The sequence below is a fragment of the Microbacterium sp. NPDC057659 genome, from assembly GCF_042799915.1.
GTDB lineage: Bacteria > Actinomycetota > Actinomycetes > Actinomycetales > Microbacteriaceae > Microbacterium.
The window spans coordinates 1,211,141-1,225,571 of the sequence record NZ_JBHVHU010000001.1; the positions used below are offsets into that span (position 1 = coordinate 1,211,141).

General features: G+C 69.1%; 10 protein-coding genes. 6 read left to right on the forward strand and 4 right to left on the reverse strand.

The window, feature by feature from the left end; translation table 11 throughout:
- Positions 1 to 29: 29 nt before the first annotated feature.
- Positions 30 to 542, reverse strand: a complete 513-nt coding sequence (locus ACFVAE_RS05825) for a DUF6264 family protein (protein WP_378888990.1) — start codon at positions 540 to 542, stop codon at positions 30 to 32.
- The gene (locus ACFVAE_RS05830) at positions 539 to 1,579 is read right to left on the reverse strand and encodes a 4-hydroxy-3-methylbut-2-enyl diphosphate reductase (protein ID WP_378890507.1); all 1,041 of its coding nucleotides are present in this window, start codon (positions 1,577 to 1,579) and stop codon (positions 539 to 541) included. The genes ACFVAE_RS05825 and ACFVAE_RS05830 overlap by 4 nt, the downstream gene beginning before the upstream one ends.
- Before the next feature lie 245 nt (positions 1,580 to 1,824).
- Here ACFVAE_RS05830 and pulA point away from each other — a divergent pair, with 245 nt between their 5' ends.
- From pulA to ACFVAE_RS05860, 6 genes are all read left to right on the forward strand, one after another.
- A complete protein-coding gene (gene pulA, locus ACFVAE_RS05835) occupies positions 1,825 to 7,560 on the forward strand; it encodes a pullulanase-type alpha-1,6-glucosidase (RefSeq protein WP_378888993.1) in 5,736 nt (1,911 codons plus the stop codon).
- Between the two features lie 47 nt (positions 7,561 to 7,607).
- Positions 7,608 to 8,885 (forward strand): exodeoxyribonuclease VII large subunit, encoded by a 1,278-nt coding sequence (gene xseA, locus ACFVAE_RS05840; RefSeq protein WP_378888996.1) that lies wholly within the window; start codon positions 7,608 to 7,610, stop codon positions 8,883 to 8,885.
- A 123-nt stretch (positions 8,886 to 9,008) separates the two neighbouring features.
- Positions 9,009 to 9,242: an exodeoxyribonuclease VII small subunit gene (locus tag ACFVAE_RS05845; RefSeq protein ID WP_378888998.1), complete on the forward strand. Its 234-nt coding sequence runs from the start codon at positions 9,009 to 9,011 to the stop codon at positions 9,240 to 9,242.
- Positions 9,239 to 9,883, forward strand: coding sequence for a DUF4245 family protein (locus tag ACFVAE_RS05850; protein ID WP_378889000.1), 645 nt, complete (start codon positions 9,239 to 9,241; stop codon positions 9,881 to 9,883). Before ACFVAE_RS05845 ends, ACFVAE_RS05850 begins: the two co-directional genes overlap by 4 nt.
- Positions 9,884 to 9,912: 29 nt before the next feature.
- A complete protein-coding gene (locus ACFVAE_RS05855; protein WP_378890510.1) occupies positions 9,913 to 10,545 on the forward strand; it encodes a carbonic anhydrase in 633 nt (210 codons plus the stop codon).
- On the forward strand, positions 10,542 to 11,930 hold the full coding sequence (locus tag ACFVAE_RS05860; protein ID WP_378889003.1) for a class II fumarate hydratase: 1,389 nt from the start codon (positions 10,542 to 10,544) through the stop codon (positions 11,928 to 11,930). The genes ACFVAE_RS05855 and ACFVAE_RS05860 overlap by 4 nt, the downstream gene beginning before the upstream one ends.
- A gap of 70 nt (positions 11,931 to 12,000) precedes the next feature.
- Here the strand turns inward: ACFVAE_RS05860 and ACFVAE_RS05865 are convergent, their stop codons facing one another.
- The gene (locus ACFVAE_RS05865; protein WP_378889006.1) at positions 12,001 to 12,186 is read right to left on the reverse strand and encodes a YbdD/YjiX family protein; all 186 of its coding nucleotides are present in this window, start codon (positions 12,184 to 12,186) and stop codon (positions 12,001 to 12,003) included.
- 1 nt (position 12,187) lies between these two features.
- Positions 12,188 to 14,422, reverse strand: coding sequence for a carbon starvation CstA family protein (locus ACFVAE_RS05870; RefSeq protein WP_378889009.1), 2,235 nt, complete (start codon positions 14,420 to 14,422; stop codon positions 12,188 to 12,190).
- Between the last annotated feature and the right edge of the window lie 9 nt (positions 14,423 to 14,431).

Sequence of the window (14,431 nt, forward strand, 5' to 3'; positions counted from 1 at the left end):
GGGTTCCTGTCGTTCCGATCGAAGCGGGTTCAGCCGCCGAGCGACGCCTTCATGAAGGCCGGGTCACCCATGATCGGCACCATCATGCACATCGAGACGGCGAACATCGTGATGACGAATCCGGCGAGCGGAACCCACCAGGCGAGCTTCGCGGCCCGGATGCGCCGGAAAGCGACGTAGACGGTGGCGGCGAAGCCGACCAGCATCACGACGATGGCGACGATGCCCCAGGTGCGCGCCGGCCCCAGGTTGGTGAACTCGCCGGGGATGCCGAGCATCTTCATCGCCTGGGTGAGCGCCTCCCCCATGTTCAGGAACTGCGGGATCGTCGAGAACACGTTGACCACGCCGTAGGCGAGCATCGCGATCGTGATCAGGCGATCGGCCTGACGCGGTTTCGGCGTCTCAGCAACCGGCGCGGGAGCGACCGGAGCCGGAGCAGGCGCCGCGGGCGGGGGCGGCGGCACGGCGGGGAGCCCCGCAGCCAGACGCTGCTCCTCGGGAGTGGCGTACTCGCCGTACTGCGGACGGTCGCCGCTCATGCCTCACCGGCAGTCGTTCGCCCGCCCAGAGCGCGCGCGTCACGCTGCCCCGCAGCATCCTGGCGCAGCTCCTTGGGGAGCGAGAACATGAGGTCCTCCTCCGCGGTCCGCACCTGCTCGACGTCCTTGTATCCCGCGACGGACAACTGAGCGAGCACCTCCTGCACGAGCACCTCGGGAACGGATGCTCCGCTGGTGACGCCCACGGTGCCCACGCCGTCGAGCCACTCCTGCTTCACCTCTTCGGCGTAGTCCACTCGGTAAGCCGCCTTCGCGCCGTGCTCGAGGGCGACCTCGACAAGGCGCACGCTGTTGGACGAGTTCGCCGAGCCGACCACGATCACCAGGTCGGCCTGCGCGGCGACCTTCTTGATCGCGACCTGACGGTTCTGCGTGGCGTAGCAGATGTCATCGGACGGCGGGTTGTGCAGCTCGGGGAACCGCGCACGCAGCCTGTTCACGGTCTCCATGGTCTCGTCGACCGAGAGCGTGGTCTGCGACAGCCAGACCACCTTCGACGGGTCCTTCACCTGCACGGTGTCGGCCTCGTCGGGCGAGTTCACGATCGTGACGTGGCCGGGCGCCTCGCCGGCCGTGCCCTCGACCTCCTCGTGGCCCTCGTGGCCGATCAGCAGGATCTCGTAGTCGTCGCGCGCGAAGCGCACTGCTTCGCGGTGCACCTTGGTCACCAGCGGGCAGGTCGCGTCGATCGCGTTCAGGCCGCGGGCGGATGCCGCATCGACGACAGCGGGCGAGACGCCGTGCGCGCTGAAGACGACGTGCGCGCCCTCGGGCACCTCGTCGACCTCGTCGACGAAGATCGCGCCCTTGGCCTCGAGCTCGGTGACGACGTGGATGTTGTGCACGATCTGCTTGCGCACGTACACCGGAGCACCAAACCGGTCGAGCGCCTTCTCGACCGCGACGACCGCCCGGTCGACCCCGGCGCAGTAGCCGCGGGGAGCCGCGAGCAGCACCCGCTTGGGTCCGTCGACGGGCAGGTCGCGAAGCGGTTCTGACCGCTGGGGACGGGGCATGCGGGGCACAGACAGGGAAACGGCGCTCACGGGGTCGATTCTATCGGCGCGTGCCTTGGCGAGGGCCGGGAAGGTCGTGAACTGCAAGCGCTTGCGAGCCAGTCACTAGCCCTTTAAGGCATCCCTGGTGATACTTTCTGTAAACGCTTGCAGATTGCTCGTCTGCGTTGCTACGGTTCACGAGCACCCTCCGGCATCCACGCCGGACCCCGGCACGCCGTCGTGCCCGACCCCTGGAGTCGATGATGACCTTGAGTTCCCGCGCAACGCGCGCCCTCGCAGCGACGGCGCTCGGCGCCCTCGCCGTGACCGCACTGGTCGCTCTTCCCCCTGTCCCGGCATCCGCCGCCGACCGCACCTTCGCGCTGGTCGGCAGCCTGCAGTCCGAGCTCGGCTGCTCGGAGGACTGGCAGCCGGCCTGCGAGGCGACCGAGCTCGCGGTCACGGACGATCCGAACGTGTTCGCCACCGAGTTCACCGTGCCTGCCGGCACCTGGGAGTACAAGGTCGCGGTGAACGACTCCTGGGACGAGGCCTACGGCCTGAACGGCGGCGGAGACAACATCCCGCTCGTGCTCGAGGGCGACAGCCGAGTGCGGGTCGTGTACGACGACGCGCAGCATCGCGTCGGACTCGAACTGCTCAGCACCCGCGGCGCGTATGACGAGGCCACCGATGCCGCACTCGCGCACGCCCCGGTGCGCGAGAAGGGCGCCGACAACACGTTCTACTTCGTGATGACGGACCGGTTCGCCAACGGCGACACGACGAACGACCGGGGCGGCCTCGACGGCGACCGCCTCGCCACCGGCTTCGATCCCACGGACAAGGGCTTCTACCAGGGCGGCGACATCCAGGGACTGCGCGACCGCCTGGACTACATCGCCGGGCTCGGCACGACCGCCATCTGGCTGACACCGAGCTTCCTGAACCGCCCGGTGCAGGGCGAGGGCGCGACCGCGAGCGCCGGCTACCACGGCTACTGGATCACCGACTTCACGAAGATCGACCCGCATCTCGGCACGAATGACGAGCTGGCCGCGCTGATCGATGAGGCGCACGCCAAGGGCATCAAGGTCTTCTTCGACATCATCACCAACCACACCGCAGATGTCATCGACAACGAGCAGAAGACCTACTCCTACGTCGAGCAGAAGGACAAGCCGTACCTGGATGCCGCGGGCAAGGCCTTCGACCCCGCCGACTACGCGGGCACCGCTGACTTCCCCGCCCTGGATGCGAAGACCAGCTTCCCGTACACCCCTGTGGTGCCGGCGGCGGATGCCGACCTCAAGGTGCCGGCGTGGCTGAACGACCCCACGCTGTACCACAACCGCGGCAACTCGACCTGGTCGGGCGAGTCCGTCACCTACGGCGACTTCGACGGCCTCGACGACCTGATGACCGAGAACCCGAAGGTGGTGAACGGCTTCATCGACGTGTACAAGCCCTGGGTCGACATGGGCATCGACGGCTTCCGCATCGACACGGTCAAGCACGTGAACTTCGAGTTCTGGCAGAAGTGGACCACCGCGATCAAGAAGCATGCCGAGAGCATCGGCAACGACGACTTCTTCACCTTCGGCGAGGTCTACGACGCCGACCCGGTGAAGCTGTCGCCCTACGTGCGCGACACCGACATGAGCTCGGTGCTCGACTTCACCTTCCAGTCGCAGGCGACCAGCTTCGCGGCCGGCAACTCGGCGAAGGGCCTGTCGGCCCTCTTCGCCGGGGACGACTACTACACGACGCCGCACTCCTCGGCGAGCGCGCTGCCGACCTTCCTCGGCAACCATGACATGGGCCGCATCGGCTCCTTCCTGAGGAACACGGATGCTCCGCTGCAGCGCGACGAGCTCGCGCAGTCGCTGATGTACCTCACCCGCGGCCAGCCCGTCGTCTACTACGGCGACGAGCAGGGCTTCGCCGGTCCAGGCGGTGACAAGGACGCCCGGCAGACCCTGTTCGCGACGCAGGTCGCCGACTATGCGAACCAGCCGCTCGTCGACGGCACGAAGGCCGGCAGCGTGGATCGGTACAGCACCGACACCGCGCTGTACACCCGTATCGCCGCACTCGCTGCGCTTCGGGCCGCGAACCCGGCGCTGCAGACCGGCGCGCAGATCGAACGCTACGCCGACAGCGGCGCGGGCGTCTACGCTTTCAGCCGCATCGACCGGACGGAGAAGATCGAGCACCTCGTCGCGGTGAACAACACCAAGGCGGCGAAGACCGTCACGGTGCCCACGCTCACCGCTTCCGGCGCGTTCTCGCCGCTCTACGGCACGGATGCCACGGTCACCGCGGCCACGGACGGTACCGCGAAGATCACGGTCCCCGCACTCAGCGCGATCGTGCTGCGTGCCGACCGGAAGGTGACCGCACCGGCCGAGGGCTCGGTCGCGGTGGCCGCTCCGGCGTCCGGCGCCGGAGTCACCGGCACCTCCGCCGTCTCTGCGACGGTTCCGGACGCCTGGTCGGAGACGTCCTTCGCCTGGCGCGTGGCCGGCGGAGCATGGCACGACCTCGGCACCGCCGAGGACACCACCCCGCGCGTGTTCCACGACACGAAGGGGCTGAAGAAGGGCACGCTCGTCGAATACCGTGCGGTCTCGACGGATGCCGCAGGGCGCCGCGTCGCGGCATCCTCCTACGCCAGCGTCGGCAATGCGGTGAACCTCGTCGCCGCCCCCGAGCCGGAGACCCCGATCGACCTCGTCACAGTGCCGGGCAGCCACAACGCCGCCATGGGCTGCGCCGGCGACTGGCAGCCGGGTTGCGAGCAGGCGAAGCTGACGCTCGCCGCAGGCGGTGTCTACACCGGCACCTTCGACCTGCCTGCGGGCGACTACGAGTACAAGGTCGCCATCAACGGCTCATGGGACCTGAACTACGGCGCCGGCGGGGTCAAGGACGGCCCGAACGCGACCTACCACCACACCGGCGGCAAGATCACGTTCTACTGGGATCCGCGCACGCACCAGATGACGACGAGCGCCGAGGGACCGATCATCACGATCCCCGGCTCCTTCCAGAAGGCCGCCGGATGCCCCGGCGACTGGGCGCCGGACTGCCTGGCGACAATGATGTTCGACTCCGACAAGGACGGCGTGTACGAGTACACGACCTCGTCCATCCCGACCGGCGCCTACGAGGCGAAGGTCGCGCACGGTCTGGGCTGGGATGAGAACTACGGCGTGGACGGCGCACCCGGCGGAGCCAATTACTCCTTCAGCGCGAGCGACGGCAAGCAGGTGACCTTCCGATACACCCTCGCCACCCATGTGCTCGAGATCGCCGCCGCCGACCCGCCGCTGGCGGGCACCGGCGAATCCCGCGCGCAGTGGATCGACGCGAAGACCATCGCCTGGCCGCGCACGCTGCTGGGCACGGATGCCGCGAGCGCACTGTCCTGGACGCTGGAGAACTCGGCGGATGCTTCGCTGAAGGTCGCCGACGGTGCCGTCAACGGTGGCTCCGCCCCGGTCGAGCTCACGCGCGGAGAGCTGACGAAGGATCAGATCGCGCGTTTCCCCGCCCTCGGCGGAGACAAGTACCTGGCTCTGAAGGTCGGCGACCTCGGGCGTGAACGGCTGCACGCGCTGCTGACCGGGCAGCTCGCGGTCGCGCAGCGCGCCGGCGACGCGCTCACCGCCTTCACCGGCGTCCAGAGACCAGGCGTCCTCGACGACCTGTACGCGACCGCCGGTGCGAAGAAGGCACTCGGAGTGACGTGGCAGGGCAGCCGCCCGACGTTCGCGCTGTGGGCGCCCACCGCGCAGAGCGCTGCGCTGCAGGTGTTCGGCGCCGACGGGAAGACCACCGAGATCGAGGCGTCCTTCGACGCGGCATCCGGCATCTGGACCGTCGCGAAGCCGAAGATCGGCGACAAGCCGGTGAAGCAGGGTGCGCAGTACCGCTGGCTGCTGTCGGTGTATGCGCCGACCACGGGGAAGATCGAGCAGAACTCCGTCACCGACCCGTACTCGGTCGCGCTCACGACGAACTCGGAGCGGTCGGTCGCGATCGACCTCGACGACAAGACCTGGGCGCCGAGGGAGTGGGCCAAGACGCCGGCTCCGAAGATCGACCGTCCGGTGGACCGCGCGATCTACGAACTGCAGGTGCGCGACTTCTCGATCGGCGACCCGTCGGTGCCCGCATCCGAGCGCGGCACGTACAAGGCGTTCACGCGCGACTCGGCCGGCACGAAGCAGCTGCGCCAGCTCGCGGCGGCGGGCATCAACACCGTGCACCTGCTGCCGACATTCGACATCGCCACGATCGAGGAGCGACGCGACAGACAGAAGACGCCCGACTGCGACCTCGACTCGCTGCCCGCCGACTCAGACAAGCAGCAGGCGTGCGTCGCGGCCGCAGCATCGGAGGACGGCTTCAACTGGGGGTACGACCCGTATCACTACCAGGCACCCGAGGGCTCGTACGCGACCGACGCCGAGGGCGGAGCGCGCGTCAGCGAGTTCCGCGAGATGGTGGGCGCGCTGCACGCCGACGGCCTGCAGGTCGTGCTCGACCAGGTGTACAACCACACCGCGGAGGCCGGTCAGGGGCAGCGCAGCGTGCTGGACCGCATCGTGCCCGGCTACTATCAGCGGCTGAACGCGGCTGGTGCGGTCGAGACCTCCACCTGCTGCCAGAACGTCGCCACCGAGCACGAGATGGCGCAGAAGCTCATGGTGGACTCCCTCGTGCTGTGGGCGTCGAAGTACCACGTCGACGGCTTCCGGTTCGACCTGATGGGGCACCACTCGAAGCAGAACATGCTCGCCGCGCGTGCCGCACTGGACGAGCTCACGCTCAAGAAGCACGGCGTGGACGGCAAGGCGATCTACCTGTACGGCGAGGGCTGGAACTTCGGCGAGGTCGCGGACAACGCGCTGTTCGAGCAGGCCACGCAGGGCCAGCTCGGCGGCACCGGCATCGGCACGTTCAGCGACCGGCTGCGGGATGCCGTGCACGGCGGCAGCCCGGTCGACGGCGGCTCGACCTTCACGCAGGGCTTCGGCACCGGACTCGGCACCGACCCGAACGGGCGCCCGGGAACGGCCACCCCGGCCGATCAGCTGACCGATCTCGCCCACCAGACCGACCTGGTGAAGCTCGGTCTGGCCGGCAACCTGCGGGGCTTCTCGTTCACCGGATCGGACGGCACGGCGGTGCGCGGCGACCAGCTGGACTACCGTGGCGCACCGGCCGGCTACGCCGACCAGCCCGACGAGGTCATCAGCTACGTCGACGCGCATGACAACCAGACGCTGTACGACCTGTCGACGATGAAGCTGCCGGTGGGCACGCCGATGGCCGACCGGGTGCGCATGAACACGCTGCAGCTGGCGACCGTCGCCTTCGCGCAGACACCCGCGTTCTGGCACGCCGGCACCGAGCTGCTGCGGTCGAAGTCGCTGGACCGCAACAGCTACGACTCTGGCGACTGGTTCAACCGGATCGACTGGACCGGCACGCAGTCCACGTTCGGATCGGGGCTGCCGCCTGCTGCGGACAACAAGGACAAGTGGGGCGCCATGGCGCCGCTGCTCGCCGACCCGGCGCTCAAGCCGGGAGCATCCGACATCTCCGCCGCCGAGGGTGCAGCCCTCGACCTGCTGCGGGTGCGGAAGTCCGTGCCGCTGCTGCGGCTGGGCGACGCGAAGCTGATCGAGCAGAAGGTCTCGTTCCCCGCGAGCGGAAAGGACGCCGCGCCCGGCCTGATCGCGATGCTCATCGACGACACGGTCGGGAAGGACATTGACCGGAAGCTGGACGGCGCCCTGGTGGTGTTCAACTCCTCGCCCGCGCCGATCGTGCAGAAGCTCGACGGCCTGTCCGGCCGCGACTTCGCGCTGAATGCCGTGCAGGCGAAGGGCGCGGATGCCGTGGCGGCGACGGCTTCGTGGGATGTGGCGACCGGCACCGTCACGATCCCCGCCCGCACCGCGGTGGTGTTCGTCGAGAAGCACTGAGCCGGGTTTGAGGAGCCACGTCGGGAGCGGATGCGAGAATCGAAGCGATGACCGTCTTCGAAGCCGCCACCGTCCCCGGCGAGGCGCCCCCGCCCGACTCCGTCTCGCCGCGCGAGTCCTCGGCGGATGCCCCGACCTCGGTGGCCCGCCTGAACGCGACGATCCGCGACTTCGTCGCACAGTGGGGCACCGTCTGGGTCGAGGGTGAGATCACCTCGTGGAACCAGCGTGCAGGCAACGTCTTCGCCCGGATGAAGGACAGCCGCTCCGACGCGCAGATCTCGCTGCGCATCTGGTCGAGCGTCCGGGGCCGCATCCCGTCCGACCTCGGTGTCGGCGATCACGTGATCGCGGCGGTCAAGGCCGACTACTTCGTCAAGGCCGGCGACTTCAGCTTCCAGGTGTCGGCGATGAAGCACGTCGGGCTGGGTGACCAGCTGGAGCGGCTCGAGAAGCTCCGGGCGCAGCTGCGCGCCGAGGGCCTGTTCGACCCGGCGCGCAAGAAGCCGCTGCCGTTCCTGCCGCACCTGATCGGGCTGATCACCGGCGAGAAGTCGGATGCCGAGAAGGACGTGCACCGCAACGCCGAACTGCGCTGGCCGCAGGTGCGCTTCCGCACCGAGTACGCGGCCGTGCAGGGCGACCGCTGCGTGCCCGAGACGCTCGCAGCGTTGAAGCGACTGGATGCCGACCCCGAGGTCGACGTGATCGTCATCGCGCGCGGCGGCGGCGACCCGCAGACGCTGCTCGGGTTCAGCGACGAACGGCTGGTGCGGGCCGTGGCCGCGGCATCCACCCCGGTCGTCAGCGCGATCGGCCACGAGAACGACCATCCGCTGCTCGACGACGTCGCCGACCTGCGCGCGTCGACCCCGACGGATGCCGCGAAGCGCGTCGTCCCCGACGTCGGCGAGCAGCGCGCGCTGATCGGTCAGCTGCGGGCTCGGGCGACCACGCGCCTCACTCAGCGCGTCTCGCACGACCTCGCCCAGCTCGCGCAGCTGCGCTCCCGCCCGGTGCTGCGCTCCCCCGACCCGATCATCGACTCCCGCGCGCAGGAGGTGCTGCTGCTCTCGGCCCGCGGTCGCGACACTGTCGCGCGCCGGCTGGATGCCGCGAGCAGGGCGACCTCCGAGCTGCGCGCCTCGCTGCGCGCCCTGTCCCCCGCCGCGACCCTGGCACGCGGTTACGCGATCGCCCACCTCGAGAACGGCACGATCCTGCGGGATGCCGCGGATGCGCCGGCGGGCACCGCTCTGACGATCACCGTCGATCGCGGCTCGGTCGCCGCGCACTCCGACGGCGAGGTCCCCGAGGACGCCTGACCCACGGACCGCGTAGGTCTCGGTCCCTGCGGGTGCGGGCGCCACTGCACCCGCATCCGTCGAGACCGGAACAACCGACGGCGCCGGGAGTGAGGGGAATCGCACGCGCGACGCGCCGGTAGGATGGAGGGCGTGACTGCGTCCGAGACCCCCGTGGAATCGCTGTCGTTCGAGGCGGCGCGCGATGAACTGGTGCAGGTCGTCGCCGAACTCGAACAGGGAGCGCCGACCCTCGAGCAGTCCCTGGCCCTCTGGGAGCGCGGCGAGGCCCTCGCGACCCGCTGCGAGGAATGGCTCCTCGGCGCGAAGCGCCGCCTGGACGCCGCCCGTCCCGCAGCATCCGAGGACGAGTCATGAGCAAGGGCGCCCCGATCGTCGCCGAGCTCGGCCGCCCCGAGACTCCGCAGGAGACCGCCGACCGCAAGGCCGAGTCGAGTCGCGTCTACCGCTCCAGCCAGACCTTCCGCAATCTCATCGCGGCGCTGCTCGTCACGATCGGCGTGGTCATCGTGATCGTGCTGTCGGTGCCGCGGGGCGAACCGGTGGCGCAGCCGCCGATCGACCTCGCCGCCATCGCGAAGAACGCCTCGACCTCGCTGGACCGTCCGGTCATCGTGCCCGATCCCCCTGAGGACTGGCGCGTCACGGCCGCTGAGGTCACCGGCGGCGCCGTCACCGTCTGGAATGTCACCCTCGCGCCCACCGCCGACGACGAGCGCGGCTTCCTCAAGCTCGCCCAGGCCGCGGATGCCGACAGGATGTGGGCCGCCACACCGCTCCGAGGCGCGCAGCCGGCCGGCACCGTCGACGCCGGCGGCGTGGAGTGGGACGTGTACAAGATCGCCGACCCCGCGGCATCCGGCAACATCTCCTACGCGCTCGGCACGCAGGCCGGCACCGACTACGTGCTGCTCTACGGCTCGCGCAGCGCGGACGAGACGGCCGGCTTCGCGAAGACTCTCGTCCCGCAGATCAAGAAGCTCCAGGAGGCACAGTGACCCTCACCCCGTCCGCCGCATGGCAGGAGATGCTCGACGGCAACCGCCGTTTCGTGAACGGCACTCCGGAGCATCCGCATCAGGACGTGGGAAAGCGTCACGAACTGGCCGACGGCCAGGCGCCGATGGCGACCCTGTTCGGATGCTCCGACTCGCGCCTCGCCGCCGAGATCATCTTCGACAAGGGCCTCGGCGACCTGTTCGTGGTCCGCAACGCCGGTCAGGTGATCGGCGAGTCGATCGTGGCGAGCCTGGAGTACGCGGTGGAGATCCTCCGCGTGCCGCTGATCATCGTGCTCGCGCACGACTCGTGCGGCGCCGTGCGCGCGGCCATCGACGGCACGGCCATCGACGCCGCGCCGCTGCCCCCGGCCATCTGGAAGCTCATCTCGCCGATCGTGCCCGCTGCCCGCAAGGTGCTGGCCGAGACCGGCGGCTCCACCCCCGCCGACATCGACGCCGAGCTCGTCGGCCGTGAGCATCTGCGCAACACCGTGGCGAACCTGCTGCGATCGTCCGAGCTGATCAGCGAGGCCGTGGCCGAAGGCCGACTGGGCATCGTGGGCGCCAACTACCGCCTCGCCGAGGGCACTGCAGTGCCGGTGGTCTCGGTGGGCATCGACGACGGGAAGAACCCCGCGACCAAGGAGGGATCGGAATGACCGACTACCGCATCGAACACGACACCATGGGCGAGGTGCGGGTGCCCGCCAACGCCCTCTACAGCGCTCAGACCCAGCGCGCGGTGGAGAACTTCCCGATCTCCGGGTCGGGACTCGAGTCCGCCCAGATCGCCGCACTCGCGCGCATCAAGAAGGCCGCCGCCCTCGCCAACAAGGAGCTCGGCACGCTCGACGGCGCGATCGCCGACGCGATCGCCCAGGCCGCCGACGAGGTCGTCACCGGCAAGCACGACGGCGAGTTCCCGGTCGACGTGTACCAGACCGGTTCCGGCACCTCGTCCAACATGAACATGAACGAGGTTCTGGCGACGCTGGCCTCGCGCATCCTCGGCTCCGCCGTGCACCCGAACGACCACGTGAACGCGTCGCAGTCGTCGAACGACGTCTTCCCGACCTCGGTGCACGTCGCCGTGACCCAGGCGCTCATCGACGACCTGATCCCATCGCTCGACCACCTCGCCGTCGCCTTCGAGGCCAAGGCCGAGGCGTGGAAGAGCGTCGTCAAGTCCGGCCGCACCCACCTGATGGATGCCACCCCCGTCACGCTCGGCCAGGAGTTCGGCGGCTACGCCCGCCAGATGCGCCTCGGCATCGAGCGCGTGCAGTCCGCCCTCCCCCGCGTCGCGGAGGTCCCCCTTGGCGGCACCGCCGTCGGCACCGGCATCAACACGCCGCTCGGCTTCCCGCAGAAGGTCATCGAGCTCCTCGCGGCCGAGACCGAGCTGCCGATCACCGAGGCGAAGGACCACTTCGAGGCCCAGGCCAACCGTGACGGTCTCGTTGAGGCATCCGGCGCCCTGCGCACCATCGCCGTCTCGCTGACGAAGATCAACAACGACCTGCGCTGGATGGGCTCGGGCCCGAACACCGGTCTCGGCGAACTGCACATCCCCGACCTGCAGCCCGGCTCCTCGATCATGCCCGGCAAGGTCAACCCGGTCGTCCCCGAGGCCGTGCTGATGGTGTGCGCCCGCGTGATCGGCAACGATGCCACCGTGGCCTGGGGCGGTGCCTCCGGCGCCTTCGAGCTGAACGTCGCCATCCCGGTGATGGGCACCGCTCTGCTGGAGTCGATCCGCCTGCTCGCCAACGCCACCCGCGTGCTGGCCGACAAGACCGTCGACGGCCTCGAGGCCAACGTCGAGCGCGCCGCGGCCTTCGCGGGCATGAGCCCGTCCATCGTGACCCCGCTGAACAAGGTCATCGGCTACGAGGCTGCGGCGAAGATCGCCAAGCACGCGGTCGCCAAGGGCATCACCGTGCGCGAGGCCGTCATCGACCTCGGCTACGTCGAGCGCGGCGAGATCACCGAAGAGGTGCTCGATCAGAAGCTCGACCTGCTCTCCATGACCCACGCAGGCTGACGCCGGCCGTACACGACGGAGCCGCGATCCCGAATGGGGTCGCGGCTTCGTCGTTCTCCGTGCGGATGTCTCAGCAGCAGCGCGCGCCGGGGTTCGCATCCTGGTCGGCGTAGACGCAGCGCCAGAAGTCGCGCTCCGACATCGGCTCCCGATCCGGATGCCTCGCCCGCTCATGCTCCAGGTAGGCGGAGTACCTGGACTGGCCCGTCACACCGTTGACGTACCAGGCCAGCCTTCGCCACGCCCGACGCAGCATGTCAGTGCCCCTGCACGGGCTTGAGGTCGGCGGGCAGCTCGTCCCACTGCTTCTCGAGCGCCTTCTCGGCGCGCGAGGCGAACAGTCCGGCAGGCGCATAGCGGCGCGAGGGCACCGGCGGGTCCTCGTGGTCGATCACCTCGGTGGAGCGGAACGCCTGCACCACACGCACCAGCGACACGGTGATCACGATCACAGACAGCACCAGGAAGATGATCGACAGCGAGCCCTGGATGAACGTGTTCCGCACGACGGCCTCCATGGCCTCGACGGTCTTCGCAGTGCCGAAGGTCGTCTCGCCGGCATCCAGCGCCGCCTTGAACGCGAAGTGCTGCGCCCAGTAGCCGACCGCGGGAACCGAGGAGAAGATCTTCTCCAGCGACGCCGTCACCGTCACCACGGTGACGAACGCCAGCGGCAGAGCGACGACCCAGAGCTGCTTGAACGTGCGTCGCCGCGCGACGATCGTCAGGACCACGGCGAGCGCGATCGCGGCGAGCAGCTGGTTGGCGATGCCGAACAGCGGGAACAGGGTGTTGATGCCGCCGAGCGGATCGGTCACGCCCATGATCAGCACCGCACCCCAGCCGGCGACCATGATCGCCGTGCAGATCCACGCGCCCACCCGCCACGAGGTGTCCTTGAACCGCGGCACGAAGTTGCCGATCGAGTCCTGCAGCATGAATCGCGCGACGCGGGTTCCCGCGTCCACGGCGGTGAGGATGAACAGCGCCTCGAACATGATCGCGAAGTGGTACCAGAACGCCATCAGCGCCGGTCCGCCCAGCCACTGGTGCATGATCTGCGAGAGGCCGAGGGCGAGCGTCGGTGCGCCGCCGGTGCGGGAGATGATCGTCTCCTCCCCCACGGCGGCCGCGGTCGAGGTGAGCATGTCGGGTGTGAGGTTCACCCCGGTGATGCCGAGGCTGTTCACCCACGCTACCGCGCCCTCGACTGTGCCCTGCGTCGCCGCCGGCGAGGAGTTCATCGCGAAATAGATGCCCTGATCGATCGACACCGCTGCGACGAGAGCCATGATCGCGACGAAGGACTCCATCAGCATGCCCCCGTAGCCGATGAAACGGGTCTGCTTCTCCTTCTCCACCATCTTCGGCGTCGTTCCCGAGGCGATCAGCGCGTGGAATCCGGAGAGCGCACCACAGGCGATCGTGACGAACAGGAACGGGAACAGCGATCCGGCCCACACCGGTCCGGTCTCACCCGAGGCGAACTTGCTGAACGCGGGCACCGTGATCTCGGGGCGCACGAAGATGATCGCCACGGCGAGCGCGGCGATGACGCCGATCTTCATGAACGTTGACAGATAGTCGCGCGGAGCGAGCAGGATCCACACCGGCAGCACAGCGGCGATGAAGCCGTAGATGATGATCGCCCAGGCGATCGTGATCCGGTCGAGGGTGAAGATCGCCTGGCCCCAGTCCGTGGCGGCGACCGCACCGCCGCCGATGATCGCCGCCATCAGCAGCACGAAGCCGATGATCGAGACCTCGGTGATCTTGCCGGGGCGGATCCAGCGCAGGTATGCGCCCATGAACAGGGCGATCGGGATGGTCATCGCCACCGAGAACACGCCCCACGGGCTCTCGCCGAGGGCGTTGACCACGACGAGCGCGAGGATGGCGGTGATGATGATCATGATGAGCAGGGTCGCCAGGATGGCGGCCGCACCGCCGAACCGGCCCAGCTCGTCGCGCGCCATCTGGCCGAGTGAGCGGCCGCCGCGGCGCATCGAGAAGAACAACACCAGGTAGTCCTGCACGGCGCCGGCGAGCACGACGCCGATGATGATCCAGATCGTGCCGGGCAAGTAGCCCATCTGCGCCGCGAGCACCGGGCCGACCAGCGGGCCGGCACCGGCGATCGCGGCGAAATGGTGGCCGAACAGCACGCGCCGGTCGGTGGGCACGTAGTCCTTGCCGTCGGCACGGTACTCGGCCGGCGTCGCGCGCCGGTCGTCGGGCCTGACGATGTGCTTCTCGATGAACTTCGAGTAGAACCGGTAGAAGATCAGGTAGGTGCAGACCGCGGCGAACACGAACCAGATCGCGTTCACGGTCTCGCCGCGCACGATCGCCAGCATGGTCCAGGCCACGCCTCCGAGCAGCGCGATGGCCGCCCAGATCACGATCTTCAGCGGAGTCCACTTCGGCTTCTCGTCGACGGAGACGGGCGGCAGCTCGCGCTCGTCGACGGTCGTACCCGCGTTCTCACTCATCAGCTCTCA

Excerpts from the sequence above, each read along its gene's own strand:
- ACFVAE_RS05860 (WP_378889003.1), top strand. The coding sequence starts at position 10,542 with ATGACCGACTACCGCATCGAACACGACACCATGGGCGAGGTGCGGGTG.
- ACFVAE_RS05865 (WP_378889006.1), bottom strand. The coding sequence starts at position 12,186 with ATGCTGCGTCGGGCGTGGCGAAGGCTGGCCTGGTACGTCAACGGTGTG.
- ACFVAE_RS05855 (WP_378890510.1), top strand. The coding sequence starts at position 9,913 with ATGCTCGACGGCAACCGCCGTTTCGTGAACGGCACTCCGGAGCATCCG.
- ACFVAE_RS05845 (WP_378888998.1), top strand. The coding sequence starts at position 9,009 with ATGGAGGGCGTGACTGCGTCCGAGACCCCCGTGGAATCGCTGTCGTTC.
- ACFVAE_RS05870 (WP_378889009.1), bottom strand. The coding sequence starts at position 14,422 with ATGAGTGAGAACGCGGGTACGACCGTCGACGAGCGCGAGCTGCCGCCC.
- ACFVAE_RS05850 (WP_378889000.1), top strand. The coding sequence starts at position 9,239 with ATGAGCAAGGGCGCCCCGATCGTCGCCGAGCTCGGCCGCCCCGAGACT.
- ACFVAE_RS05830 (WP_378890507.1), bottom strand. The coding sequence starts at position 1,579 with ATGCCCCGTCCCCAGCGGTCAGAACCGCTTCGCGACCTGCCCGTCGAC.
- xseA (WP_378888996.1), top strand. The coding sequence starts at position 7,608 with ATGACCGTCTTCGAAGCCGCCACCGTCCCCGGCGAGGCGCCCCCGCCC.
- pulA (WP_378888993.1), top strand. The coding sequence starts at position 1,825 with ATGACCTTGAGTTCCCGCGCAACGCGCGCCCTCGCAGCGACGGCGCTC.
- ACFVAE_RS05825 (WP_378888990.1), bottom strand. The coding sequence starts at position 542 with ATGAGCGGCGACCGTCCGCAGTACGGCGAGTACGCCACTCCCGAGGAG.